18 protein-coding genes and 1 riboswitch are annotated in these 26069 nt (G+C 68.9%); of the genes, 1 reads left to right on the plus strand and 17 read right to left on the minus strand.

Going from position 1 to position 26069, the window contains the following annotated elements; translation table 11 throughout:
- From EL340_RS05245 to EL340_RS05295, 11 genes are all read right to left on the minus strand, one after another.
- Positions 1–1497, minus strand: a complete 1497-nt coding sequence (locus EL340_RS05245; protein ID WP_126413736.1) for a Tat pathway signal sequence — start codon at positions 1495–1497, stop codon at positions 1–3.
- 94 nt (positions 1498–1591) lie between these two features.
- Positions 1592–3565 (minus strand): DUF2334 domain-containing protein, encoded by a 1974-nt coding sequence (locus EL340_RS05250; RefSeq protein ID WP_126413737.1) that lies wholly within the window; start codon positions 3563–3565, stop codon positions 1592–1594.
- On the minus strand, positions 3562–4764 hold the full coding sequence (wecB, locus tag EL340_RS05255; RefSeq protein WP_126413738.1) for a non-hydrolyzing UDP-N-acetylglucosamine 2-epimerase: 1203 nt from the start codon (positions 4762–4764) through the stop codon (positions 3562–3564). Before wecB ends, EL340_RS05250 begins: the two co-directional genes overlap by 4 nt.
- Before the next feature lie 94 nt (positions 4765–4858).
- The gene (locus EL340_RS05260; protein WP_126413739.1) at positions 4859–5572 is read right to left on the minus strand and encodes a hypothetical protein; all 714 of its coding nucleotides are present in this window, start codon (positions 5570–5572) and stop codon (positions 4859–4861) included.
- On the minus strand, positions 5569–7128 hold the full coding sequence (locus EL340_RS05265; RefSeq protein WP_126415325.1) for a glycosyltransferase family 2 protein: 1560 nt from the start codon (positions 7126–7128) through the stop codon (positions 5569–5571). The genes EL340_RS05260 and EL340_RS05265 overlap by 4 nt, the downstream gene beginning before the upstream one ends.
- Positions 7128–7385 (minus strand): hypothetical protein, encoded by a 258-nt coding sequence (locus EL340_RS05270; RefSeq protein WP_232023232.1) that lies wholly within the window; start codon positions 7383–7385, stop codon positions 7128–7130. The genes EL340_RS05265 and EL340_RS05270 overlap by 1 nt, the downstream gene beginning before the upstream one ends.
- 384 nt (positions 7386–7769) lie before the next feature.
- Entirely contained in the window at positions 7770–9110 is a 1341-nt protein-coding gene (hisD, locus tag EL340_RS05275) for a histidinol dehydrogenase (RefSeq protein WP_126413741.1), read from the minus strand.
- 89 nt (positions 9111–9199) lie between these two features.
- Positions 9200–11590: a 5-methyltetrahydropteroyltriglutamate--homocysteine S-methyltransferase gene (metE, locus tag EL340_RS05280; protein ID WP_126413742.1), complete on the minus strand. Its 2391-nt coding sequence runs from the start codon at positions 11588–11590 to the stop codon at positions 9200–9202.
- Positions 11587–12840, minus strand: a complete 1254-nt coding sequence (locus tag EL340_RS05285; protein ID WP_197722352.1) for a methylenetetrahydrofolate reductase — start codon at positions 12838–12840, stop codon at positions 11587–11589. Before EL340_RS05285 ends, metE begins: the two co-directional genes overlap by 4 nt.
- Before the next feature lie 4 nt (positions 12841–12844).
- A riboswitch (SAM riboswitch) is annotated at positions 12845–12929 on the minus strand.
- Between the two features lie 109 nt (positions 12930–13038).
- Positions 13039–13401 (minus strand): hypothetical protein, encoded by a 363-nt coding sequence (locus tag EL340_RS05290; protein ID WP_126413743.1) that lies wholly within the window; start codon positions 13399–13401, stop codon positions 13039–13041.
- Between the two features lie 74 nt (positions 13402–13475).
- Complete coding sequence (locus EL340_RS05295; protein WP_126413744.1) at positions 13476–15935, minus strand: right-handed parallel beta-helix repeat-containing protein; 2460 nt, start codon at positions 15933–15935, stop codon at positions 13476–13478.
- A 186-nt stretch (positions 15936–16121) separates the two neighbouring features.
- Between EL340_RS05295 and EL340_RS05300 the strand changes: the two genes are divergently transcribed.
- Positions 16122–16406: an RNA-binding S4 domain-containing protein gene (locus tag EL340_RS05300; RefSeq protein ID WP_126413745.1), complete on the plus strand. Its 285-nt coding sequence runs from the start codon at positions 16122–16124 to the stop codon at positions 16404–16406.
- 69 nt (positions 16407–16475) lie between these two features.
- On the opposite strand, the gene EL340_RS05305 is transcribed toward EL340_RS05300, so the two are convergent.
- From EL340_RS05305 to lspA, 6 genes are all read right to left on the minus strand, one after another.
- A complete protein-coding gene (locus EL340_RS05305) occupies positions 16476–18413 on the minus strand; it encodes a BCCT family transporter (protein ID WP_232023233.1) in 1938 nt (645 codons plus the stop codon).
- A 381-nt stretch (positions 18414–18794) separates the two neighbouring features.
- Positions 18795–22388: a DNA polymerase III subunit alpha gene (dnaE, locus tag EL340_RS05310; RefSeq protein WP_126413747.1), complete on the minus strand. Its 3594-nt coding sequence runs from the start codon at positions 22386–22388 to the stop codon at positions 18795–18797.
- A gap of 172 nt (positions 22389–22560) precedes the next feature.
- The gene (locus EL340_RS05315) at positions 22561–23529 is read right to left on the minus strand and encodes a 2-dehydropantoate 2-reductase (protein ID WP_126413748.1); all 969 of its coding nucleotides are present in this window, start codon (positions 23527–23529) and stop codon (positions 22561–22563) included.
- Positions 23530–23604: 75 nt separating this feature from the next.
- A complete protein-coding gene (locus tag EL340_RS05320; protein WP_126413749.1) occupies positions 23605–24216 on the minus strand; it encodes a GNAT family N-acetyltransferase in 612 nt (203 codons plus the stop codon).
- A gap of 9 nt (positions 24217–24225) precedes the next feature.
- Positions 24226–25146 carry an RluA family pseudouridine synthase gene (locus tag EL340_RS05325; protein ID WP_126413750.1) on the minus strand — a complete coding sequence of 307 codons (921 nt, stop codon included), beginning with the start codon at positions 25144–25146 and terminating at the stop codon, positions 24226–24228.
- A complete protein-coding gene (gene lspA, locus EL340_RS05330; RefSeq protein ID WP_126413751.1) occupies positions 25143–25910 on the minus strand; it encodes a signal peptidase II in 768 nt (255 codons plus the stop codon). The genes EL340_RS05325 and lspA overlap by 4 nt, the downstream gene beginning before the upstream one ends.
- Positions 25911–26069: the final 159 nt, after the last annotated feature.

Here is a 26069-nt window from a genome sequence, read left to right on the forward strand (position 1 = left end):
CTAGAACCCGGTGGAGGCGGCGGCCAGCGCCGGAGCCACCTGGCCGCCGGGAGTCCCGACCTGGTCCTCGAGGTAGTACCACCAGAAGGGTGCTCCCCAGGCATCGGAACGTCCCAGGGCAGCGCCGGTGACGTGCTCGGCGACGGCGGTGCGGGCCACCGTGGGGTCGGAGGCCGATCCGAACCACCACGGTCCGTTGTTCAGGTCCTCAGCCCCGTAGCCCAGCTCGGTGACGGCGACCCGGGAGGCGGGGAAGGCGGCGTCCAGGGCGCTGAGGACCCGGTCGGCGGCGGTTCCCAGCGGGTGGAGCTGAGGGTAGACGGACAGTCCGACGACGTCGACCAGGTCCCTGATCGGTTGGGTGATCTCCCTGGCCGCGTAGCTGAACAGGGAGTAGGCGGGGTCCGCCTGCCCCAGCTGGTAGTACAGGGTCAGTACCGTTGTGGCGCTGGTGCGCTCGCGCACCGCCTTGGCCGCACGCTGAGCCTTGGCCACCGGTCCTGTCCCCAGCCAGTCCCCTCCGATCTCGTTGCCGATCTCCCAGGCGTCGACGTCGGGAAGGGCCTTGATGAGGGCGTCGACCCGGGTGTCCCAGGCCGCGTCACTCAGGGCGGCCATGTCGTGGGAGTCGCAGATCTGGGCCAGTGCCAGACCGCCCTGCGCGTGCAGGGACTCCACCGTGGCTCGCCAGCCGGCCATCTCCTGGGTGTCAGCGGGGTCGCCGATGACGAGGCGGGCAGACACCTTCCGCTTTCCGCCTCCCGGTCCGCTCGGGGCCAGGGCGGCGGTGAGCTCGGCGGCCGTGGGAACCCGGGTGAAGGTCACTCCGATGATGGCGTCCTGCGGGGCCTGGGCCACCAGTGCCCGGTCCAGGGCGAGCTGGGCCCCGGCGGCGGACTCCAGGGCCGAGTTCGCCAGGCGACCACGCTCCGCCCAGGATGGTGCGGTGGCACAGGCGTCCAGGGACTGCTGGGCGGAGGCCCGCAACGGGACCGCCTCGTCGGCGCCCTTGACGCCCTGCGCGGTGGCCTGCTGGTAGCGCTCGGCCTGCCGCTCATGGAGGGTGCGGGCCGCCAGCTCCAGGAGGTCGTGCTCGCCGGAGGCGGGCAGGTCCGCCATGAGGGCCGAGTACCCGTGGCTGGTGGGCCACGACATGGTCAGTGTGCAGGCGCGCCCGGCGGGCACGTCGACACCGATGGCGCCGTTCTCGTCCTGGTAGAGCGGACCGACGGCGATGACCTCCAGGGTCCTGGTGTCCAGCAGGGCGTCGTCGTAGCCGACCTCGCCCTTGCCGTTGGACTGGATGCCCCGCAGCGCCTCGAGGTTGAGGGCGCTGCCCTGCGCATCGCTGACGTGGAGGCTCAGGTGGGTGGTCGCCCCGTCGCCCATGGCCGGCGGGGTGGCCACATGTCCGTGACCACAGGAGGACACCGACGCTCCCAGAACCCCGGCGCCCAGGAGCGCCAGTGCCCTTCTGCGGTTGGTCTCAAGAGTCATGGAACCATTATTCCCGTCTCTTGAGAGATCTTCCGACCGCGCGGTTCAGCGGTTGTGGATCCGGCGCGGCTCGTTGTCAGGTCCAGTGCCGTCGTCACTTCAGCTCCGAGGCTGGGACGAAGGTGTACCCCTCGGTCTTGATACCGGCGACGATCTTCTTCAGCTCGGACAGCGGGTAGTAGGGGTGGAAGAAGAAGCTGGCGGTGGCGTGGGTGTTGACGAGGTTGAGCTTGGCTGCGTCGACGACCTCCTGGGCCAGGCGCGGTGGGTGCTGGTTGATCTCGTTGGGCTCGAAGTTGCCCAGGTTCTCCGGCAGGACGTGCGTCCCGTAGGGGTCGTTGACCGCGTAGGGGAAGAACTGGCCGTAGTAGTCGTGCGGACCGGCCTGGGTACTGGTGAGCAGCCCGGCGTAGAGCAGCTCACGCTCGTAGCGCACCGGGTAGTGCTCGCCGATGCCCTCGTAGGCCTCGCGGGTGGCCGAGTAGTGCGGGGTCTCGAAGATCTCGGGCGTGGGCAGCCCGACCTCGCCGAAGACCTGGCGTCCCCGATCGACGCGCTCGGAGGCCCACTGCCTGGAGGTGCCCGGCAGCGTGCCCCCGATCTGGACGAAGGAGTTGTCCTGGCAGTCGATGGCCGGGGCCTTCGTGTCGTTGGTGGCAGAGCACCAGGAGCGGATGAACTCGAAGTCGTCCGCCGAGACGGCGTTGTAGGGGTTGTCCAGGGTGCCGAACTGGTGGGTGGTGCCGTGCTGGACGATCGTTCCGCCCTTGCTGACGGCGTCCTGGAGGACGGCCACCAGGTCCGGGGAGTCCTTGAGGGTGATCTCCTTGGGGACGCCGTTGTTCTCGGTGCCCTTGGGGTCGGTGTAGATCGGCACGACCGCCATCTGGAAGGGCACGTTCTCGCTGTGGAGGTAGTTGACGATCGCCTGGAGCTCCTCGGGGTCGCTGTCCGGGGTGATGTCCTCCAGGCGCACGGCGGCCTGGCGGTACTGCTGGGCGTTGGGCTGGAGGACGTCCAGGAGGATGTCGGCGGCAGCGATGTACCGGTCCTGCTCACCGAGGTAGGTCAGCGGAACCTCCCCGATGAAGGTCAGCCCTGAGGAGCTGACCGCCCAGGGGAAGGAGCTGGTGCCGGACTGGGCGACGGAGGCGCAGGCGGTAGCCGCGCCGTCGGGCTTGGAGCACTCGGCGCGCCCCAGCACCTTGACGTCCTGCTCCCGGGTGACGTGCGGGGCGATGATCCCACCGGTGTTGAGCTCGTTGCGCTTCAGGGAGGCGCCGTTGTAGCTGATCTTGGTGACGCGGTCGGTGGAGTCGATGTAGGAGGTGGCGGGGTCCCAGCCGTAGCGCTGGGTGAAGGCGGCGCGGTCGGCGTCGGTCTTGGCCAGCTGCCAGATGTTGAAGCCGGACCACATGACCGGGATGTTGCCGGTGAGGGTGTCGTCGATGAAGGCACGTGGCAGGGGCTCGTCGTAGGTGGAGCCGACGTAGACCACGTTGGTGAAGCGGCCGGCCAGTCCGGCCACGTAGTCCTTGACGGGAAGGGTGGTCACGGCTCCGGAGTGGCTGGCGAGGGTTCCCATGCTCAGGGCGTAGTACTCCCCCAGCTTGGCGTAGTCGCCGGTCGTGTCGAACAGGACCAGGGTCGAGGCCGGTCCTGCGTCCTGGCTGGAGAAGCTGACGGCACCGGCCGGAACGTCCGGGGCGTTCTGGGTCAGGTCCCGCAGCTGGACCTGGCCCGCTGCGGGAGCGGGCTGGTTCAGGTCGACGTCGGCCTGCTTGTCGCCCTTGAGGGGCAGCTCCTGCTTGGCCGCGGCGGCGGGCTCGGGCGGAGCCGGAAGGGGCTGCTTGGCCGGGTCGGCGTCGTTGGCCGGGTTGGCGGCCCCGCCCTGGGCGCCGCCGGCGGGCTCCGCCGCCACGGCCTGGACCGCGACCGGCGCCCGGGAGGCCGACTGGGGCGTGGCCTGGGCGGGACCGACGGAGGCGATCGACGTGCCCAGGCACACCGCGATGGCGGCCAGCGCGCAGCGCCGTCGTCGAGCAGACAGAATGGTCGGGGAAATCATGAGTTCTCCTTGGGTGAGGTGGGAACGGGCTCGAACTCGGGAAGGGGAACGCCGCGGCCGAACAGGGCGGCGGTGGCGGCCAGGATGCGCTTGCAGGCGTGTCCGTCGCCGTAGGGGTTGGCGGCCTGGGCCATGGCCGTGTAGGCCGCCGCGTCGGTCAGCAGGGTGGAGACCCTCTCAACGATGCGGTCCTCATCGGTCCCGACCAGCTCGGCGACCCCGAAGGCGACGGCCTCGGGACGCTCGGTGTTGTCCCGCATGACCAGGACCGGTTTGGACAGTGCGGGGGCCTCCTCCTGAACGCCCCCGGAGTCGGTCAGCACGACGTCACAACGGTCGATGAGCGCGCAGAAGGCGCCGTACTCCAGGGGATCGCACCACAGGATGTTGCTGTGTCCCTCGATCTGCGGCAGAAGGTCCTCGCGGACCTTGGGGTTGCGGTGGACCGGCAGCACGAAGAGCACCTCGGGGTGCTGCTCGGCCAGACGGGCGACGGCGCGTCCGATCGAGCGCATCGGCTCGCCCCACGACTCGCGGCGGTGGGCGGTGACGAGCACGACTCGCCGAGAGGCGTCCTCCAGCGCTGCTGCCAGCTCCTCGTCCGGTGGTGGGACCCGGCGGTCGACGGCCACTAGGAGGGCGTCGATCACCGTGTTGCCGGTGACGCGGACGGACTGGGGGTCGGTGCTCTCCCGCAGCAGGTTGTCCCGGCTGGTGGTGGTGGGGCACAGGTGCAGGGTGGTCACCTGGCTGATGAGCCGCCGGTTGGCCTCCTCGGGGAAGGGTGAGGAGATGTCTCCGGTACGCAGTCCGGCCTCGACGTGGAGGACCGGTACCTCGTGGTAGAAGGCCGCGAGCGCGGCGGCGAAGGCGGAGGTGGTGTCGCCCTGGACCACGACGGCGTCGGGCCGGTGGGCCTCGATCGCCCGGCCCACTCCTTGCAGGGAGCGGTTGGTGATCTGGGTGAGGGTCTGTCCGGGCGAGTGGATGTCGAGGTCGTCGTCGGGCACGATGTCGAAGAACTCGTGGACCTGGTCGAGCATCTCGCGGTGCTGCCCGGTGACGACGACGATCGGGGTGAAGCGCTCGTCGTCGCGCATGGCGGCCACGAGGGGGGCGAGCTTGATCGCCTCCGGGCGGGTGCCGTAGACGAGCATGACCCTCAGGGGGCCGCCCGTTTGCGTGGAGTGGGTTGTCATGGGTTCTCCTGCTCAGGTGTCTCGGGAACGCAGCGGTAGAGCCGACCGGCGGCCGATTGGGCCGGTTCGAGCCGGTCACCGCCGCGGGGTGGTCTCACTGGTCCTCGGTGATCGGGGTGAAGGTGACGTCGGAGTCCTCGCAGTAGGCCGCCACGGCGCCGGACTGGTAGGGGGACTCGGAGTCGGTGACGGTTCCGAGCTCTTTTCCGTCCACGGTGATGACGAAGCTGACCGATGCCGGGTTGGTGGTGTCAATAGTGACGGTGACGTCATGGCTCGCCCCGGGCGGGTAGACGGGCGTGTTGCCGGAGGCCAGGAACCGCTGGGCCCCGTCGTAGGCGGTGTCCTGCTTGGAGACCTCCCAGCCGTTGGGCTTGAGGGCCAGGGCGTAGAAGTGGTTGTTGTCGGAGTAGTTCCACAGGAGCCAGGCGACCTCCCAGGCGTTGGGGCTTCCGTCCTCGCGCAGCTGCCTGACGGTGGTCATGGTGGTGTGGATGGTCTGGACGTTGCCCGCCTCGATCTCGACCGTGGTGGACCTGGCCAGGCCCGCGTGGGTCTTGTCCTGGGAGTCGGCCGATGTCGGCTTGAGGCGCAGCAGGCCGCCGGAGCAGGAGGCCTCGCCGTAGCCGTCGAAGATGATCTCCCACTGGGAGCAGGCCTGGGCCTCAGTCTCTCTGGCGTGGCAGTACACGGTGATTCCTAGGATCATGGCCAGGACGCAGCCCACCAGCAGTACGCGGCGCACGATCCTGCTGTGACCGGATCCGTCGAGTGCTCCTGCGTGCTGAGGCGCGTTGGTGGCTGTCATCTCATCTCCTCGTTGGTCAAGTTGCTGATTGCGCGGTGGGTGCTGCTCCCGCTGATGGCGGTGCGGCCCGGGTCGTTCAGTGAGGATCCGGCCGGAGCGGTGCTGCCGGCGCCTGCGGGCCCAGGAGCCTCGAGGGGAGCCACTCTCGCGCGCCTTAGCGGAGGCTGGTTGCCCGGTGCCGGTGGACCCGCCGGTGCCTGCCCGCCAGGACCGGCGGCCGCGGCGGGGTGGGAGGGCTGTGCACCCTGAGCCGGTTCCGCCTCCCGGGCGGTCTTTGCCCAACCGGTGCGTCCGGTCAGCTCCCTGGCCACCGCCCGCCAGCCGTAGAGGCTGGGAAGGAGCCCGTACAGGACGAACAGGTGGGAGTAGGCCACGGCCTTGATCGGGCCCAGGCCCTGGCTGCGCTCGGTGCGCCAGTAGATCCAGGCGTAGATGAGCGCGGGCCCGAAGGCGATGACGTAGGCACCGACCAGCCACATCCAGGACTGCTCCCACCTCAGGACCGCCGCCACGCCGGCGGTCACCATGGTGATGAGGAAGGACAGGGTCAGCAGGGAGCCGGTCAGGAGCAGGTAGGGCGTGAGGATCTGCCAGAGCGTGTCGGCGCGCCCCAGGCCCCGCTGCTCCTTGGCGACGGACCACAGCAGGTGGAGCGCCTGGAGGTTTCCCTGGAACCATCGGGTGCGTTGGCGCATCAGGCGCCGCATGTTGGTCACGCCCTGCTGGTGGACGCAGGCAGAGGGCCAGAACTCGTTGGTCCAGCTGGTGGCGTTGAGCCGGATCCCCAGGTCGAAGTCCTCGGTCAGCGACCGGGTCCAGGGCCTGGGCCCCAGGGCGTCGAGTGCGCTGAGGCGGACGAACTGGGCGTTGCCGCCCATGCCGACACTGCGCACCCGGCGCCGTCCCCGCTGGAAGACCTCGGTGAAGATGACGAACTCCATGTCCTGCATGCGGGCGAGCAGGGAGCCGAAGCGGTTGTTGATGCGCACCCCCATCTGGACGGCGCCGACCTCCTGAGGGGCGAAGGCCTTGCGGACCTCGCCGATGGCGTGGGGGTCGAGCCTTCCGTCGGCGTCCATGACCCCCACGACGACTCGGGAGGAGGACACCGCGGTGCAGCGGGAGCGCACGATCGACAGCGCGTCGTTGAGCGCCTCCCCCTTGCCCAGACGGGCGCGGGGAGGACGGCGACGGACCACCTCGACGCGCTCGTCCCCGGCCCGGGCCGCCACCTGGGCGGTGTCATCATCGGAGCCGTCGTCGATGACCATGATGCGCAGGCCCGGGTCGGGGATCGAGGTGAGCCGCCTGACGCTGGCACCGATCACCTCGGCCTCGTTGAGGCAGGGCATGAGGATGACAATGAGGAGCGGCTCCTCCGGGTGCGAGGGCCCACCGCGCCTGGGAGCCCCCCGGGAGGCAAGCAGCATGAAGAGCGTGTAGACCAGGGCGATGGCGATCATCGCCAGCGCACCCCACCACCCGACACGGTCGAGGACTCCCAGAGGGCTTGATGGACCGAGATCCGCACGCATGAGCGGGGCCTGTGTACTCATCACGCCCGCAGGCTCATCATGCCGCCGCGGCCTTGGGCGTGGCGGCCCCTGGTGCCCCTGGTGCGCCGGGAGCCCAGAAGCAGGCCGTGCGCGGCGCCGTAGAGGTTGGTCAGCAGGAAGAACGCCAGGATGGCGACGAACACCAGCCCAGCACAGTCGATGAGGAAACGGGCGATGAGAGCGGGAGGGGAGCCTGCCGGAGCGACGTACCACACGACGAACAGTCCGGTTCCGGCCGCGAATGGGGAGTAGTGCATGAGGCCATCCATCTGGATCCAAGGGGTAGGGCCGGCACCGACCGGCATCATCCGGGTACAGCAAGCAGAGCCGGTCGGCACCAACGCCTCGGTGCGGCGTGCCCGGGGGTGACGGGATGTGGGAACTCATCCCGTCGGGCACGGCACACCGTGCGTCACAACCAAATATAACAATAGAGTAACGCTACGCAACACTGTGCCAATCAACTATGCGGCAAACAGGTTGTTAGAGGAAGGCTCACAAGGACTCAAAGTCCCGCCATTTCAACGATTGAAGCATCAAGGAGGGGGCGCCTCGGCGATGGCGCCCCCTCCTTGGCGGACCGGAAAGAAGGTCACAGAAGGTAACAAGTTGGTCTCAGACAACCTGCTCGTCAGTGTTTTTCACTCCTGACGAGCCCGGGCCGCCTCCCCGTGGGCGGGCAGGTCCTCGCAGCTCGCCAGGACCTCGAGGGCCGGTGTCATGGCCTCCAGGGCGCTCGCGTCGTACTCGATGAGCTGCACCGGTTTGAGGAAGGCCATGACGCTCAGCCCGGCGGCGAATCGAGCGGTGCCGCCCGTGGGCAGGACATGGTTGGACCCGGCCAGGTAGTCCCCCAGGGGCACTGGGCTGTACGGGCCGACGAAGACGGCTCCGGCGTTGCGGATCCGACGGGCGACCTCGGGAGCATCGGCGGTGTGGATCTCCAGGTGCTCAGCGGCGTAGGCGTCGGCCACCTCGATGGCCTGCTCGAGGTCACGCACCAGGACGGTCCCCGACTGCGGACCGCTCAGGGCGGCGCCGGCCCGTTCCCGGTGCCGGGTCACCCTGAGCCTGCGCTCGAGCGCGACGTCGACGGCATCGGCCAGCTGCGGGGAGTCGGTGATGAGGACGCTGCCCGCATTGGGATCGTGCTCCGCCTGGGAGAGCAGGTCAGCGGCCACGTACTCGGGGTTGGCGCCGGCGTCGGCCAGGACGGCGATCTCCGTGGGGCCGGCCTCGGCGTCGATACCGACCGTCCCCATGACGGCGCGCTTGGCGGCGGCCACATAGACGTTGCCGGGGCCTGTGATGACGTCGACGCCCTGGCACAGGACCTCTCCCCCGGCGTCGGCACGGTCGGTGTCGTTCTGGGCGTCGACGCCGTAGGCGAGCATCGCGATCGCCTGGGCACCGCCGACGGCGTAGACCTCAGTCAGCCCGAGCAGCGCGCACGCCGCCAGGATCGTGGGGTGGGGCAGTCCGGCGAACTCGGCCTGGGGCGGACTGGCCAGGGCGATCTGCTCGACGCCGGCCACCTGGGCGGCCACCGCGTTCATGACCACGCTGGAGGGGTAGACGGCCAGGCCCCCGGGAACGTAGAGCCCGACGCGTTTAACCGGGATCCAGCGCTGGGTGATAGTGCCTCCGGAGACCACCTGCGTGGTGCGCTCGGTGGGCACCTGGGCGCCGTGGCCGGCACGGTTGTGGGCGATGGACAGCTCCAGGGCCTCGCGCACGTCCGGGTCCAGGTCACTCAGGGCCTGGGCGATGGCCTGGGCGGGTACGCGCAGGTGCTCGGGGCGTACGCCGTCGAAGCGCTCGGCGGCGTCACGTAGGGCGGCCGCGCCCCGGGAGCGGACGTCCTCAATGAGCGGGGCCACGGCGGTCTGGGCGGCGGTCACATCAAGGGTGGCCCGGGGAAGCGCCTGCGCCAGCTGGCGAGGAGACAGTTGGGTACTGCGCAGATCAGTGCGGGTGAGCATGCCCGTAAGCCTACCGGCCCAACGGGAGGCGGCCTGGGAGGGATGTCCTCTCCCAGGCCGCCTCCCGCAGCTGCGACTGCGTCAGGCGCTCACAGGGTCTCGCGCACGGCGCGGGCGGCGCCGACGAGGCTGGTCAGGCTCGCCTCGGTCTCGGCGTAGGCGCGGGTCTTGAGCCCGCAGTCGGGGTTGACCCAGACCCTCTCAGCACCCAGGGCGTCCACGGCCCGCTGGAGCAGCTCGGTGCACTCCTCCTGGCTGGGCACGCGCGGGGAGTGGATGTCCCACACGCCCGGGCCGAGCTGGCGCTCGAAGCCGTGCTCGGCCACGGCGGGCAGGATGTCCATGCGCGAGCGGGAGGCCTCGATCGAGGTGACGTCGGCGTCGAGGTGGTCGACCGCGTCGATGACGACGTCGAACTCCGAGTAGCACAGGTGGGTGTGGACCTGGGTGGCGGGCGCGGCGCCTCCGGTGGCCAGACGGAAGGAGCCGACGGACCACTCCAGGTAGGCCGGACGGTCGGCGCGACGCAGCGGCAGGGTCTCACGGATGGCCGGCTCGTCGACCTGGATGACGCCGATCCCGGCGGCCTCGAGGTCCGCGACCTCCTCGCGCAGCGCCAGGCCCAGCTGGTCGGCGACCTGAGCGCGCGGGACGTCGTCACGCACGAAGGACCAGGCCATGATCGTCACCGGACCGGTGAGCATGCCCTTGAGGGGCTTGTCGGTCAGGGACTGGGCGTAGGCCGACCAGGCCACCGTCATGGGCTCGGGACGGGCGACGTCACCCCACAGGATCGAAGGACGGGTGCAGCGAGATCCGTAGGACTGGACCCAGCCGTGCTCGGTGGTCACGAATCCGTCGAGCAGCTCGGCGAAGTACTGGACCATGTCGTTGCGCTCAGCCTCGCCGTGCACCAGCACGTCCAGTCCGAGGCGCTCCTGGAGGGCGACGACGCTGGCGATCTCGGCGCGCATGGCGGCGTCGTAGGCGGCGTCGTCGATCTCGCCCTTGCGCCAGGCGGCCCGGGCCTTGCGGATCTCGGCGGTCTGCGGGAAGGAGCCGATGGTGGTGGTGGGAAGCTCGGGCAGGCCCAGGCGCTCGTCCTGGGCCGCCTTGCGCTGCGCGTAGGGGGCGCGGGAGCGGTCGGCGTCGGTGACGGCGTCGACGGCGTCACGCACCTCGTCGCGGTGCACGCCCGGGTGGGCGGCGCGCTGACTGCGCAGGTCGGCGTCCTGGGCGAGCTCCGCTGCGATGGCGTCACGGCCCTCGGCCAGTCCCTTGGCCAGGGTGATGACCTCGCCGACCTTCTGGTCGGCGAAGGCGAGCCAGGAACGGATCTGCGGGTCGATGGCGGTCTCGCGCTCGACATCGTGGGGCACGTGCTGGAGGGAGGTCGAGGTGGCCACGGTGATGGGGGTGCCCTCGGGGAGCCGCTCGCGCAGCTGCTCGAGCGTGGTCAGTGCCGCGTCCAGGTCGGTGCGCCAGATGTTGCGTCCTGAGACGACGCCGGCGACGACGGTCTTGCCCTCCAGGGCGGCCAGGTCGTCGACCTCGGGCAGGGAGCCCGCCACGAGGTCAAGGCCCACGGCCTCGATCGGGGTGGCTCCGAGCACGGGCAGGGCGTCGCCCAGAGAACCGTAGGTTCCGGCCACGAGGATCTGGGGACGCTCCACGATGGCGCCCAGCCAGGTGTAGGCGTCGCGCACGGCATCGAGGATGCGTCCACGATCGACGTTCCAGGAGTCGGAGACCAGGGTGGGCTCGTCGAGCTGGACCCAGGTGGCACCGGCCTTCTGCAGGTCCATGAGCAGGTGGCCGTAGGCGTGCAGGACGTCGCCGAGGCGGTCCAGGGGGTGGAAGTCCTCGGCCGCCTCGTCGGAGGGCTTGGCCATGAGCAGGTAGCTCACCGGCCCCACGACGACGGGGCGCGTCTCCACCCCGGCCTCCTTGGCCTCACGGACCTGGTCGGCGATGGCGGTGTCGACGTAGCCGATGGGGGTGGAGGCGTCGATCTCGGGGACCAGGTAGTGGTAGTTGGAGTCGAGCCACTTGGTCATCTCCAGGGCGGGGCGGGCCCCCTCGCCGCGGGCCAGCGTGAAGTAGCCCTCGATGTCCAGGGCGCCGTCGGCGTCCAGCAGGTCGCGGAAGCGGGCGGGGGCGGCCCCCAGGGTGGCGGTGACCTGAAGGACCTGGTCGTAGAGGGTGAAGTCCGCGGGCACCGAGGCGGGCTGGGTCAGACCCAGGTCCGCCAAGCGCGAGCGCGTCACCTCGCGCAGCTCGGCGGCGGCGTGCCTGAGCTCATCGACGCTCAGGGCTCCCTTCCAGTAGGACTCCACGGCGCGTTTGAGCTCGCGGTCCCTCCCGATGCGGGGGTAGCCCAGGATGGTGGCCCCGGGGAGGGGGGCCGAGGGGACCTGCGACTCGGTCACGGCGATCTCCGCCGGTGAGGCGGTGGTGGCCGGCTCAGGGGTGGCGCTCATGCGTTCTCCTTGGTGATGGTGGTGTGAGGCTGGACGGGATGACGGGAAGAGGCTGCTGCGCCCGGGGAGCCGCAGCGCAGGAAGGAGGGGCCCCGGCCGGGTGTGGCCTGGAGGTAGCCGCGGTCGACGGCGTCGCGCACCTCCCGGTCGGGGGCGGCTCCGGCCAGGATGCCGCCCAGACGCAGGTGGCTGATGACGTCGAGGGCCGGGCGGGTCCGGTTGAAGGTGTACAGGTGCAGTCCGGGCGCTCCGGCACGCAGCAGCGCCGTGGCCAGGTCGAGGGTGGCGCCGATGCCGCGTTCCACGAGGGCGGCGCCGCTGGCCGATCCCAGTGAGGATCGCAGACCTTCCGGCACCTTGACCCCGGTGAGCGCCTCGAGGCGGGTGAGCCGGCGCAGGTCGGTCAGGGGAATGACCCCGGGCAGGATCGGGATGCTCACCCCCGCGTAGGAGGCGGCGTTGGTCAGTGCCACGTAGTCGGCCGGGTCGTAGAACACCTGGGTGATGGCCAGGTCGGCGCCGGCGGCCTGCTTGGCGGCCAGGACCTCGATGGCCTCGATGTGGTCGCTGGTGGCCGGGTAGGCCGCAACGGCGATGGTGACATGTCGCCTGCCGTCACCGAAGAAGTCGGCCTCGACCTCTCGGATGACCCGGACGAGGTCGTCGGCATGGCGCAGCTCCCCAGCGACGTCGTCGGCCCGGGTACCGGCGGGCGGGTCACCGCGTAGCGCCAGGAAGCGCCGCACCCCCATACGCAGGAAACGAGTGACGATGTCGACGGCCTCCTGCTTGCGGTAGCCGATGCAGGTCAGGTGCGCCATGAGGGGGATGGTGCTGGACTCGAGCACGTGGGCGAGCACGCCCTCCGACGGGTTGGTCTCCTCCTGGACCGCGCGCACACGGGGCATGCCGTCGCCCCGGTCGCCCACCGGCTCCAGGCGGTCTGCTCCTCGGTCCCTCTCAGTGGGCCCCGGAGCGGGCTCGGTCACGAAGGTGGGCCGGTAGGTCACCGAGACGAAGTCAGGACCGGTGGCCAGGAGCCTGTCGATCCGGCCCCAGGTGGCCGAGGCGGCCCTGCCCGGACGCGGGGGGAAGAGCTCCAGGCTGACGGTGGGCAGTGATCCCGTCGATCCCGGCAGTGAGCGTCTCGCTGACCGTACCGCTGCCGGCTCGCCGCGCCCGGAGTCATCACCGCGGCTCCCGACTCCGGCGGTGGACTCGGTGGGCTCAGCGGACTCGTTGTCTATCACGTCGTCTCCATCGATCCTGGCTGAAGCACCCGCGCACCGGGTTGCTGCGGCGTCATCGAACCAGGTCTCTCGGCCGCTCTGGATGGTCGAGCGTATCAAACCATGACCACTCCCCTGCCCCACCGGCATCCCAGATAGCGAGAATCTTCTGCTCAGTCGGCAAGCCTGCCCGCGTCCTGCGCCCCGAGCAGCTGCGGGCTAGGGCGCTCTTCCACCCCATCTCGCCCAGCACGCGAGCCGCTGCGGCGGAGCCCAGCTCCCGTCCCCGGTGCCGACCTCGCCGGTGGCGGCGGACACCACGAGGGACGCCAGGTCCGGCTCACCCCGAGCCTGGCAGTCGTGGCTGATCATGCTGAGCATGGGCCCCATGTGACGCGGCAGCACGCTCCGTCCGATCGAGTCGCTGAGCTCACCGTAGGTGATGACCTCTCGGTGCTGAGCGATATCGATGAGGACGGAGCGTGCTGCGATGGTGGACTGAGCCAGCCTCGGGGTGAGCCGGAACATCCTCTCCCCCACGGGGAAGCGGTCACCGACGGTGATGGCGAGCGGCTGCGACACAGGATGATGATCCGGGATGTCCGGTGCTCCTCACAAGATCATGCCGCCGCGCCTCACCCCGAGGCCGGAGCCGTTCAGCTGGCCATACGACGGCGTACCAGGATGAAGCCGCCTCCCATGGCGATCGCGGCCACCGCCAGCACGATGGCGACCATGCTGGTACCGGTCAGCGGAAGCCGACCACCTCCTGCGGCCGCCGCGGCAGCGGCGTCCTGCCCCTGCCCGGCCTCCGCGCTGGCGCCGGGCTTGGCGACGCTGGAGTTCTTCTGGCCGGCACCGGCCTTGGAGTTGGAGGGGTTGGCGCTCTGCGAGCCCTGACCGGCGGTGCCGGTGGCGCCCCCACCAGCGGTGGAGCCGTTGCCGTCCTGGGACGCAGCGGTGGAGGAGGGCTGGTTGCCGCCATTGCCGCCGTTGTCACCGGCGCCACCGCCGTTGTTGTTGCCACCGTTGTCAGCGTTGCCGCCGTTGCCGCCGTTTCCAGCGTTGTTGTTCCCGCCGTTGTTGGCGTTGCCGCCGTTGTCACCGGCGTTGTCACCGGCGCCTGGGACGGCGCCGCCGCCCCAGGCGACGTTGACCAGCGCGCCGCGGTCCACGGCGACGTTGGCGTTGACACCGAGGGTCTTGGCGATGTCCTCGGGCAGGGCGTGACCAGTGCCGGAGGCGGGGCTGCCCTCCTTGAGGTGGAAGTCGGAGGTCTTGTCCATCGGGTTGGCGGACTCCTTGACGAAGAACGGGTTGTTCTCCGGAGAGCCCTGCAGGTCCAGACCGTTGGTCTCCTTGCCGGAGGCCTTCACGTTCGGGTTGGACGTGAAGTCGGCGAGCTTCTCAGCGTTGACCGACTGGGTCATGCGGTCGGCGCCCCAGTTCCACAGGACCGTGGTCGACAGGGTCGCGGGGTTCTCGTGGCGGTAGTAGGCGTCGTAGTCGATGGTGGAGACCATCTCGTTGGCGTAGACCGCACCGGAGCCGTCCTGGTTGGCGCCACCGGTGACCTCGACCATGGCCGAGTAGCGCCACTCGTCCCCGGGCTTGGGGGTGGTCTGCTCGGAGGAGAAGATGTTGTTCATCACCGTGGTGTTGGTGGTGTCCCAGCTCAGTCCGTGCTCAGCACTCCACTTCTGCACCTGGGTGCACGCACCCTGGGCGTTGCGGGCGTTGCAGCCGTCGGAGCGGGTGTCCTCCTGGATCCACAGGCTGGTCAGCGCGTGGGAGACGGTGTTGTTCCACACCCGGGTGTCGTTGGAGCCGGAGATGTGGATACCGATGCCGGCTCCCGCCACGATGTTGGAGGCGATGAGGTTGTTGGAGGAGACCTCGTTGAAGATCGCCACCGGGACGTTGACGAAGTAGTTGCCGACGATCTCGGAGTCCATCACGCCCTCGTCGAACCAGATGCCGGCGCCGCGGTTCTGGTCATAGGCCGTGGGGTCGGAGATGTCCTGGCCGGTGGCCGAGTAGTCCACGGTGTTGTTGGCGAAGCGAATGTTCTTGGAGTGGGTGATCTTGGTGTCGGCCAGGGTGCAGTAGGCACCGCAGTCCTTCGTGATGAAGCCGGAGGTGTTGTTGTTCCTCCACAGGTTGTTCTCGACCTTGGCTCCGCTGGAGTCGTTGATGCCGAAGGCGTTGGAGCCGTTGTTCTCGAACAGGTTGTTCGACACGACTGCGTTGGTGGAGTCAATGACCTGCAGCGCACCGGCTGTCGAGGAGTAGCGGAAGGTGGAGTTCTCGATGCGGGGGGTCCCGTGAGCGGCCACGACCATCCCGCCACCGGAGATGGTGCCGATCTCAGGGTCCTGGTAGTCCCAGCGCTGAACCGCGGAGTACTTCTCCACCGTCAGCCCGGACAGGGTGATGTTGTCGGTGTTGAAGGACAGCGCCCGGGAGTGCTGGACCACCTCGACCTGGTGCTGACTGGGGTCGACGCCGATGACGTAGGAGGTGCCCCGGTGCGCCTTGACGTTGTAGCCGGCCTGGTTGTTGTTCGGGTTCTTCAGGGTGACCGGGTCGGGGTCCTCGACGTAGAAGCTGGACGCCGTGACCTCGTCACGGCTGAGCACCTGAGTCAGGGGCTGGCCGTCGACGAACACCTGCTCGGGGTGAGCAGCCATTCCCTCCTTGGCGGGGTCGGCGTTGATGGTGCAGACCGTGCAGAAGCGGACCATGTCGTTGCCTGTGGACCACTTTCCGTCACCCCCGGCGCTCCAGTTGGTGGGGACCTCGGCACCGGTGAGAACCGGCTTGGCTCCCTCGGCGGCCTTGATGGTCACGCCCTTGTCCACGGCGAGCTCACCCTCGCGGTAGGTGCCGTTGGCCAGTTCAATGGTGTCGCCGTTACCGGCAGTCTTCAGGGCCGCTCCAATGGTCTGGAAAGGCTTGGCAGCGGTTCCGTCTCCCGCGTCCGAGCCTCCTTCGGCCGAGACATGGATGGTGCTACCGTCCGCGGCAGCCGCTTCTGGCGCATGAGTCACGGCCAGAACAGGCGCCGACAGCGATAGAGCGAGTATCGCCATCTGGGCGACGATTCGACGCTTCATGGTGTCTCCGTCTCCGTAGTGTTATCAGAACGCCGTTACCCTACCGTGATAAATTGCATTTGGCATCCGTTATATCCGCTTACTTCTGAGAGACGCTTCTCTCACTCACAGCGCCGTTGCAGCCTTGTCTTAGGTGCTACCTGGATCGACGTGCATGACATGCTTCCTTTCTGCAAGGATCAGTCTATGACGCACGCAACACCGCAGAACACATCCCGGTACCCGGTTGTCTCAGTGTCTGGAAGCATCAAGCTCGGTCAGTTCCTCAAGCTGGCCGACCTGGTGGAGGACGGCTCGCAGGCGCGCATCGCCATCCAGGCCGGCGACGTCACGGTCAACGGCGCCGCGGAGACGCGCCGAGGGCACCACCTCTGCGACGGCGACGTCGTGGTCGTCGAGCACCCTGCCGGTCGGGTCGGCGCCGTCGTCGAGCAGCTGGGTTCCGGAACCGGTCCCGGAACCCAGCACTGACAACGAGCCGCCCGACACGCGACCGCGGGCTGCCCACCCCGACTTCCGTCAGGCTCGCCAGAACCCTCGTCAGCCCTCGTCGCTGCCGCCAACGGCGGCATCAGCACCAGAGTCCTGCCCGTCATCGCCGTCGTCGCCGTCGTCGCCGTCCTCACTGTCCGCGGTGGAGGACAGCGTGGTGTGCAGCTTGATGGTCTCGACCTCATGAGGCTCGCTGGCGGTGGTGACCGCGGTGGTCACCGAGTCGACCAGGACCTGGTTGGCCAGTGAGTGCCGCAGGAGCATGGGGTCGTTGTTGAGGTCCTTGTAGAGCGAGACGCACAGCAGCAGCATGACGACGACGAAGGGCAGTGCCGAGACGATCGTGATGTCGCGCAGGCCGGTGAGGACCTCCGAGCGATCGTCCCCTCCGGCGAGCAGCATGGCGGAGGCCACCCCGCCCGTGGCCACGCCCCAGAAGACGACCGTGAAGCGGCTCGGCTCGGTGGCCCCGTTCTCCGACAGGCCACCCATGACGATGGAGGCGGAGTCAGCGCCGGTGACGAAGAAGATCGCCACCAGGACCACTGCCAGGGCCATGAGCACGAAGAGGACCACCCGGTGCACGGGCATGGCGTTGAGCAGGTCGAACAGAATGGTGTCGAAGTTCAGGTTGGGGGTGCCGTCATCCTTGAGGTGGACAAGGGCATCCACCGTCCTGCCGGCGCGCTCTGCCCGTTCCTGAAGCCCGATGGCACCGCCGCCGAAGATGGCGAACCAGATGAGGGAGACCACTGAGGGAACGAACATGACACCGGTGACGAACTGCCGGATGGTACGACCGCGCGAGATCCGGGCGATGAACATGCCCACGAAGGGCGTCCAGGAGATCCACCAGGCCCAGTAGAAGATCGTCCAGGACGAGAGCCAGTCGGACATGTCCTTGTTTCCGACGGCTGCGGTGCGTGAGGCCATGGCGGGCAGCTCATCGATGAAGTCACCGATCGCTGAGGGGATGATGTTGAGGATGAACAGCGTGGGCCCGCCGATGAAGACGATGATCGCCAGGAGCACGGCCAGGACCATGTTGATGTTGGACAGCCACTGGATGCCCTTCTCAATGCCGGAGATGGCGGAGGCCACGAAGCAGGCGGTGAGAACCGCGATGATCGCCACCAGCGTCCCGGAGCTCACCTCGTCGACGAGGTTGGTCGACACCATGCCTCCTCCGATCTGCAGCGCCCCCAGTCCCAGGGAGCAGGCGGATCCGAACAGGGTGGCGACGATCGCCAGGATGTTGATGACGCGTCCTCCGATGCCGTCAACGGCCTGACGTCCGAACAGGGAGGTGAACATCGCGGAGAAGAGCTGGGACCGGCCCAGCCGGTAGGTTCCGTAAGCCATTCCGAGCCCCACCAGGGCGTACATCGCCCACGGGTAGATCGTCCAGTGGAACAGCGCGGTCCCCATCGCGGTGCTGGCGGCCTTGGCCGTCTGCGGATCGACGGTGTCCGGCGGCGGAGACATGTAGAAGTACAGCGGCTCGCCGACGCCGTAGAAAATCAGGCCGATCCCCATTCCGGTCGCGAACATCATGGAGACCCACGACCCGGTGGAGTACTCGGGCTCCTCCCCGTCCCCTCCCAGGGGGATCCTGCCGAACCGCGAGGCCGCGACGAAGACCACGAAGACGACGAACAGGGTTGAGGACAGGACGAAGAGCCACCCGAAGTTGCTGATCGTTCCCCCCAGAGCCCACTTGGAGACCCGTCCCAGCCCGTGCGGGTCGATGAAGCCCCATGCGACGAAGGCGAGGGTCGCCGTTGCGGCGACGCCGAAGACCACCTTGTCCATGCCCTCGCCCGTGTCGTGGGGCTGCCGGGAGACCGATCTCCTCAGGCGCTCCAGCAGGTGACGCTGCCGCCGTTTCACCGTTGCCGGCGAGGCGTGGAAGGCCGGCGTCGTAGTCGTTCCCTGAGACGATTCCTCTTCTTGCGCGGAACCTTCCTGCTCCTGTTCCTGCGTCATCGTTGGAGGGTTCAGATCCTCGTCACTCATTAAATTACCTCGTAGACAATACAGCCAGTGAACAGTCACCAGACAGTCATTGCACAACCACGGCACAATCACTGGCTGCTTCAGGACGTTACGAGCGTATCAAGGCAAGAGGGAGCCGGCACCTGAGAGCCGGTCGGCACGGGCGTCGCCGGGAGTCCGGATTATCGCTCCAAAGCCTGTCCCCATCTTCCTGGGAGCGGGCTTGGACCACCTCTGACCTGCTGCTTGTCAGGCACTGACGAGGACACGGCGAGGTCACGGCCGAGGCGTTCTCACGGGGCGCAGGCAGGCCTGTGTGAGTTCGGCTGCATCAGGGTTGAGCCCCGTCACCGGGGCACAGCGGCATCCGGCTCAGTGGCGCAGGCACCCCGGGCCCAGCAGCGCCTTGATGTCGGAGTAGAAGGCCGGCGAGGCCTCCACCCTCAGCGAGGCGTCCAGCTGGGTGCGCACCTCGCGCCCAGGGCTGGTCAGCGTCAGACGCACCGTGGACCCTCCCGGGTGCTTGGTGAGCACGTCCTTGAACTGCTCGACCAGCGGCCCGGTGCACCGGTTGGTGGGCAGCGTGATGAGAACCGCCTCATGAGCGGCGCTGGAGATGTCCGGAATCGTCATCTCCTGGGCGTACAGGGCGACCTGGCCGTCACGCCGGTTGAGGCGTCCGCGCACCGTGACCACCGTGTCCGGAGCCAGCATGGTGGAGACGGTCTGATACGTCTGGGGGAAGAAGAGCACCTCGATACTGCCGGCCAGGTCCTCGATCTGGGCGATGGCCCACAGGTTGCCCTGCTTGGTGGTCTTGCGGGTCAGCGACGTGATGAGGCCGGCGATGGTCACCATGGCGCCGTCGGGCAGCTCATCATTCTCGTGGAGCTCGGAGATCTCCTTGTCGGCGAGCTTTCCGAGCAGGCCCTCCAGGCCCATGAGGGGGTGGTCGGAGACGTAGAGTCCCAGCATGTCGCGCTCGTAGGCCAGCTTGTCCTTCTTGTCCCACTCCGGCAGGTTGGGGACGTCGGAGGAGAAGACCGGGCCGTTGCCGAAGGGGGAGGCGTCCTCGCCGTCGGAGCCGCCCATGAGAGACGCGAACAGGTCGAACTGGCCGGCGGCCTCATTGCGCTTGACGCCGATGACCTCGTCGACGAAGTCCTCGTGGCAGGCCTGCAAGGAGCGCCGCGTGTGCCCCAGCGAGTCGAAGGCGCCGGCCTTGATGAGGGAGTCGATGGTGCGCTTGTTGCACACGACGGCGGGCACCTTGTCGAGGAAGTCCTCGAAGGAGGTGAACTCCCCCTTCTCCTGGCGAGCGGCCACGATCGCGTCGACGACGTTGATGCCGACGTTGCGCACCGCGGACAGTCCGAAGCGCACGTCCTCGTCGACCGCGGAGAACTGGGCCCGCGAGGCGTTGACGTCCGGGGGCAGCACGGTGATGCCCATGTGGCGGCACTCCCCCAGGTAGACCGCCAGCTTGTCCTTGTTGTCCTTCTGACTGGTGAGCAGGGCCGCCATGTACTCGGTGGGGTAGTGCGCCTTGAGGTAGGCGGTCCAGTAGGACACGACCCCGTAGGCGGCCGAGTGGGCCTTGTTGAAGGCGTACTTGGCGAAGGGCACCACGACGTCCCACAGGGTCTTGACGCTCTCCTTGGAGAACCCGGCCTCGACCATGCCGGCCTCGAACTCGACGAACATCTTGGCCAGGATGTCCATCTTCTTCTTGCCCATGGCCTTGCGCAGCGCGTCGGCCTTGCCCATGGAGAAGCCCGCCAGGTCGGTGGCGATCTTCATGACCTGCTCCTGGTACACGATGAGGCCGTGCGTGGTTCCCAGGATCGGTTCGAGGGCCTCCTTGAGCTCGGGGTGGATCGGGACGACCTCCTGCAGGCCGTTCTTGCGCAGCGCGTAGTTGGTGTGCGACTCCGCCCCCATGGGGCCGGGCCGGTAGAGGGCGCCGACGGCGGAGATGTCCTCGAAGTTGTCCGGCTTCATCAGGCGCAGCAGGGTGCGCATGCCGCCGCCGTCGAGCTGGAAGACGCCCAGGGTCTCGCCACGTGAGAGGAGCTCGTAGGTGGCGCGGTCATCGAGCTCGACGTGGTCGATGTCCAGGGCGGGCTTGCCGTTGGCGACGATGTTGTCCAGGGCGTCGGAGATGACCGTGAGGTTGCGCAGTCCCAGGAAGTCCATCTTGAGCAGGCCCAGGTGCTCGCAGGTGGGGTAGTCGAACTGGGTGATGACGGCGCCGTCCTGGAGGCGCTGCATCATGGGGATGATGTCGGTGAGCGTGGCCGAGGACATGATGACGGCGCAGGCGTGGACGCCCCACTGGCGGGTCATGCCCTCCAGCCCCTTGGCCAGCTCGACGATCTTCTGGGCGTCGGGGTCCTCGGCGTGCAGCTTGCGGAACTCCTCGGCCTCCCCGTAGCGCTCGTCGTCGGGGTTGAAGATGCCCTTGATGGAGATGTCCTTGCCCTGGACCGAGGGGGGCATGGCCTTGGTGAGGCGGTCACCGACCGCATAGGGGTAGCCCATGACACGGCTGGAGTCCTTCAGGGACTGCTTGGCCTTGATGACGCCGTAGGTGACGACCTGGCTGATGCGGTCGGCACCGTACTTCTCGCGCACGTACTCGATGACCTCGTCGCGCCGGCGCTCGTCGAAGTCGACGTCGATATCGGGCATGGAGATGCGCTCGGGGTTGAGGAAGCGCTCGAAGATGAGCCCGTGGCGCAGCGGGTTGAGCTCGGTGATACCCATCGCGTAGGCCACCATCGACCCGGCTCCCGACCCGCGTCCCGGCCCCACCCGGATGCCGTGGGCCTTAGCCCAGTTGATGTAGTCGGCCACGACGAGGAAGTAGCCGGGGAAGCCCATCTGGGTGATGACGCTGATCTCGTACTCGGCCTGCTTGCGGCAGTCCTCGGGGATGTCGCCGTTGAAGCGGCGGTCCATGCCGCGCCAGCACTCCTTGACGAACCAGGACTCGTCGGTCTCGCCCTCGGGCACGGGGAAGGCCGGCATGAAGGAGGCCCCCTCGTCCACGGTGCGGAAGCGCACGTCGCACTGCTCGGCCACGAGCAGGGTGTTGTCGCAGGCCTGGGGCATCTCCGAGAAGAGGCGGCGCATCTCGGCACCGGGGCGCAGGTAGTAGGTGTCACCGTCGAACTTGAAGCGGTCGGGGTCGGAGAGCACCGATCCGGAGTTGATGCACAGCATCGCGTCCTGGATGGTGCGGTCCTCGGGGCGCACGTAGTGGGAGTCGTTGGTGGCCAGCAGCGGGGCTCCGATCTGCTGGGCCAGGCGCAGCAGGTCCTTGGTGACGCGTTGCTCGATCTCCAGGCCGTGGTCCATGAGCTCGACGTAGAAGAACTCCTTGCCGAAGATGTCCTGAAGCTCCCCGGCGGCGCGCAGGGCCTCGTCCCACTGGCCCAGGCGCAGGCGGGTCTGGACCTCCGAGGACGGGCAGCCGGTGGTTCCGATGAGGCCGGACCCGTAGCGGGAGAGCAGCTCGCGGTCGATGCGGGGGGCCTTGCCCCACTGGCCCTCCAGGGAGGCGAAGGAGTCCATGCGCATGAGGTTGTGCAGGCCCTCGTCATTGCGCGACAGCAGCGTCATGTGCGTGTAGGAGCCCCGGGCGGAGACGTCGTCGCTTCTCTGGGACTCATCGCCCCAGAAGATTCGGGTCTTGTCGAAGCGGGAGGTGCCGGGGGTCATGTAGGCCTCCACCCCGATGATCGGCTTGATGCCGGCGGCCTTGGCGACGGAGTAGAACTCGTAGGCGCCGAACATGTAGCCGTGGTCGGTGATCGCCAGGGCGGGCTGGCCCAGGCGCTTGGCCTCCGCCACGTAGTCCTTGATCTTTCCGGCGCCGTCCAGCATGGAGTAGTCGGTGTGGACGTGGAGGTGGACGAAGTCGTCCCTGGGGGCTGCATCTTCCTGACTGCTCATCTGCGCCATGGGCCCATCCTAGGCCCGTGGGGCTCCTCGTCCGTGGGAGGCGACCGGCGGCGGTGTCGCCGTCAAACCGTTGCGCCGTCTGGACATTCCCGGTGTGGTCGGGCAGCGCGTGTGAGAATTCCGCCCCCGGTGGACGTCCTCGACCGGCCGGCGGCCTGCGACGGGTTCTCCGTCAGTCCCGGACTCGGGCGGCAGCCTCTCTCGGGGCCAGGACGGCGTGGGCGAGGTCGAGTACGGGTGTGGGCACGCCCACCTCGTCTGCGGATCGGCACACGGAGCCGAGCTGGGCGTCGAGCTCGCTGGGCCGGCCGGCGGCGATGTCGCGCTGCATCGAGGTAGTGGCTCCGGCGGGCTGGGCGTCGGCCAGGGCCATGACGGCCGTGACCGGGTCGGGGGCGTCATCGGTGGCCAGGTCGTGCCCGAGGGCCGTGGCGACGGCGACGACCTCGCGCACGGCCTCGGTGAAGGCGTCTCGCAGGTCGCTGCGCAGCACGCCGATAGGCGCGTTCGCGGCAGCCCCCAGGGCGCCCTGGACGACGACGAAGGCCACCTTGCGCCACAGCTCGGCCCAGACCGAGTCAGGGACCCAGGCACGGATGCCGGCCTCCTCCAGGGCGGCGACGATGGCGGCGCTGCGGGCGGAGGCTCTGCCGTTCCACTCCCCCAGGGCCAGGGAACCGGCGGAGCCGATGGTGCGGACGGTTCCGGGGGAGACGACGGCGGAGTAGACGCGGGCCACGCCGGGCAGGACGTGCTCGGTCCCGACGGCGGCGGCGAGCAGGTCGGGTGCGCTGACCCCGTTCTGGGTGGAGACGACGCCGGTGCTCGGTCCGATCAGGTACCTGAGCGCGGGAGCCAGCTCGGGCAGCGCGTCGACCTTGGTGGTGACGAGCACCAGGTCCGGGTGCCCGCCCAGGGCGTCGATGAGGGCGCCTGGATCCTCGCTCGCCAGTGGTTGCTCGATGCGGGCCGTCACGGTGCCGGACCCACCGTTGGAGCAGTCGCGCAGCGTCAGCCCGCCGGAGCGCAGAGCCTCAAGGGTGCGGCCGTGGACGAGGAACCCGACCTGCTGGCCGCTTGCGGCCAGGCGGGCTCCGAGCCACCCGCCGATGCCTCCGGCACCGATGACGGCGATCCGCATGCGTGTCTCCTCTCCTGCGCTGCTCCGCCCGTTTCGGCTGAGTCGATCAGCGCGGTCTCTGTGCCCTTGGGGGCGTCAGGTCGGGCCGTCCGCGGTGGCGGTAGTGGCGGCGGTGATGGTAGTGACGGTGCGGGCCATGTCCTGGTGCCAGATTCCGGCATCGAGGTAGCGGTGAGCGTCCAGGACCCGGTAGCCGCAGCGCCGGTAGAAGCCCATGGCCTGCTCCTGGGCGGAGAGGATCACCTCGACGCTGGGCGCACCGGAGTACCTCAGCGCCGTCTGCTCGAGGGCGGCCACGACGCGCGCCCCCAGGCCCGTTCCGCGCGCGATCCGGCGCACGGCCAAACGACCGAGGTGAACCTGGCCGGGGTGCTCGGGCTCCATGAGGATGCGCCCGGCTCCCAGGGGCGTGCCGTCGGCCCCGCTGGCCAGGAGGTGGATCGTGGTGGGGGCGTCGTCGCGGGCATCGATCTCCTGGATGAGGGGGACCGCCTGCTCATCGACGAAGACCTCGAGGCGCACGTCGGCCACGGCGGTGCGGAGCCGGTCGGCCTCTGCCCCGGTTCGGTCGCCGCGGACGGTCGCGAAGCCGATCGGCTCGCGGACGGTGGTGGCGGGCCGGATCCTGAGGGCAGGCGCACCGAAGGCGGATCGGCTGTCAGTCGTGCTATCGGTCGTGTCGGTCATGCATGTCCCTCACGGAAGACGGAGGACGTCGAGGGCGTGGACGAGGTCGGCGGGGTAGTCGGAGGTGAAGACCATGTGCTCGCCGGTGATGGGGTGGGCGATGCCGAGCTGTCGGGCGTGAAGCCACTGACGATCGAGGCCGGTGCGCGCGGTCATGGCCGGGTCGGCACCGTAGGTGGCGTCACCGACGCAGGGGTGGCCGACCGCGGCCATGTGGACGCGGATCTGGTGGGTGCGTCCGGTCTCCAGGTGGACCTCGGCCAGGCACGCCCCGGGCATCGCCTCGATGACGTCGTAGTGGGTGACGGACTCGCGCCCGCCATCGATGACCGCCATCTTCCACTCCCGGCTCGGGTGGCGGCCGATGGGGGCGTCGATCGTGCCGCTGGACGGGTCGAGATGGCCCTGGACCAGGGCGTGGTAGATCTTGTCCACCGCGTGCTCACGGAAGGCACGTTTGAGCACGGAGTAGGCCCTCTCCCCCTTGGCCACGATCATGACCCCCGAGGTGCCCACGTCCAGGCGCGAGACGATGCCCTGACGCTCGGCGGCGCCGGAGGTGGCCACCCGCACGTGCATCGCCTTGAGGGCGCCCAGGACGTCGGGGCCGTCCCAGCCCATGGAGGGGTGGGCGGCGACGCCTGCGGGCTTGTCGACGACGACGATGTCCTCGTCCTCGTAGAGGAGGTCCATTCCCTCGACGGGAGTCGCAACGGGCTCGATGGGCCGCGGGTCGGGAAGGTCGACCTCGAGGACGTCGCCGGCCCGGAGGCGAGCGGACTTGGTGAGCCGCTCACCGCCCCTGCGCACGTCGCCGGTCTCGCACAGGTCGCCGACCCGGCTGCGGGACAAGCCGGTCATGCGGGCCAGGGCGGTGTCAACGCGCTCGCCGTCGAAGCCGTCGGGTACGGGCAGCAGGCGCAGACTCATGCCGGATCGACGGGATCGGCCGGGACGGACGCCTCTGAGGCACCTGACGTCCCTGATGGCTTGGCCTCGCCCCTACGACGCCTCCTGGCGCCACCGGTCCTGCCGGCCGAGGCCGTGGATCCCTTCGGCTCGGAGACGTCATCCGCACCGGCGCGCGTCCCGTCGATCTCCCAGCCCCCCAGGGACAGGATGATGATCCCCACGGCGGCGAGCACGATCGCGATGTCCGCGATGTTGCCCACGAAGTAGCCGCCGTAGTCAATGAAGTCGATGACGTGGCCGCGCAGGAACCCGGGCTCTCGCAGGAGACGGTCGATGAGGTTGCCGACCGCGCCGCCGAGCACCAGGCCGAGGGCCACCGCCCACGAGCGGGACACCAGGTTGCGGGAGACGCGGATGATGATGATCACCACGAGCAGGGCGATGAGCGCGAAGATCCAGGTCTGTCCGGTGGCGAAGGAGAAGGCGGCACCGGGATTGCGCACCAGGACAAGCCCCAGCGCCCGGCCGAGCAGCGCCGTGTGCCGTCCGTCGGCCAGGGCGGAGAGGGCCCACTGCTTGGTGATCTGGTCGACGACGACGATGATGATCGCCACCGTCCACAGCACGGCAACCGGGAGGCGCTGGGATCGGCGGCCGCCGCCGTTCTCGTCGTCCTGTGATCCCGTGGTCTTCTCCACGGTGTCGAACGGGTTGTCTGTGGGCAGTGACACGACATTGTCTGCGGCTTCCTCGGAGGAGGCCGGGTCCAGGTGGTCTGGCATGAGGCTTTCTCGCATTGCGCTCAGAAGAGAACAGGTGATGAGTGGGGCGTGCGTACCGAGCGAAGGGCGGCGACCCGCGCGGGTCGCCGCCCTTCGTGGGAGGCCGTGTCAGAGACGACTGGAGGCGCTGAGCCCTCCTTGGCCGACGGGAGCCATCGT

This window comes from Actinomyces viscosus (assembly GCF_900637975.1).
GTDB classification, from domain to species: Bacteria; Actinomycetota; Actinomycetes; order Actinomycetales; family Actinomycetaceae; genus Actinomyces; species Actinomyces viscosus.

Coding starts and splice junctions, on each gene's coding strand:
- EL340_RS05245 (WP_126413736.1), bottom strand. CDS start 1,497: ATGACTCTTGAGACCAACCGCAGAAGGGCACTGGCGCTCCTGGGCGCC.
- EL340_RS05250 (WP_126413737.1), bottom strand. CDS start 3,565: ATGATTTCCCCGACCATTCTGTCTGCTCGACGACGGCGCTGCGCGCTG.
- wecB (WP_126413738.1), bottom strand. CDS start 4,764: ATGACAACCCACTCCACGCAAACGGGCGGCCCCCTGAGGGTCATGCTC.
- EL340_RS05260 (WP_126413739.1), bottom strand. CDS start 5,572: ATGACAGCCACCAACGCGCCTCAGCACGCAGGAGCACTCGACGGATCC.
- EL340_RS05265 (WP_126415325.1), bottom strand. CDS start 7,128: ATGAGTACACAGGCCCCGCTCATGCGTGCGGATCTCGGTCCATCAAGC.
- EL340_RS05270 (WP_232023232.1), bottom strand. CDS start 7,385: ATGCACTACTCCCCATTCGCGGCCGGAACCGGACTGTTCGTCGTGTGG.
- hisD (WP_126413741.1), bottom strand. CDS start 9,110: ATGCTCACCCGCACTGATCTGCGCAGTACCCAACTGTCTCCTCGCCAG.
- metE (WP_126413742.1), bottom strand. CDS start 11,590: ATGAGCGCCACCCCTGAGCCGGCCACCACCGCCTCACCGGCGGAGATC.
- EL340_RS05295 (WP_126413744.1), bottom strand. CDS start 15,935: ATGAAGCGTCGAATCGTCGCCCAGATGGCGATACTCGCTCTATCGCTG.
- EL340_RS05300 (WP_126413745.1), top strand. CDS start 16,122: ATGACGCACGCAACACCGCAGAACACATCCCGGTACCCGGTTGTCTCA.
- EL340_RS05305 (WP_232023233.1), bottom strand. CDS start 18,413: ATGACGCAGGAACAGGAGCAGGAAGGTTCCGCGCAAGAAGAGGAATCG.
- dnaE (WP_126413747.1), bottom strand. CDS start 22,388: ATGGCGCAGATGAGCAGTCAGGAAGATGCAGCCCCCAGGGACGACTTC.
- EL340_RS05315 (WP_126413748.1), bottom strand. CDS start 23,529: ATGCGGATCGCCGTCATCGGTGCCGGAGGCATCGGCGGGTGGCTCGGA.
- EL340_RS05320 (WP_126413749.1), bottom strand. CDS start 24,216: ATGACCGACACGACCGATAGCACGACTGACAGCCGATCCGCCTTCGGT.
- EL340_RS05325 (WP_126413750.1), bottom strand. CDS start 25,146: ATGAGTCTGCGCCTGCTGCCCGTACCCGACGGCTTCGACGGCGAGCGC.
- lspA (WP_126413751.1), bottom strand. CDS start 25,910: ATGCCAGACCACCTGGACCCGGCCTCCTCCGAGGAAGCCGCAGACAAT.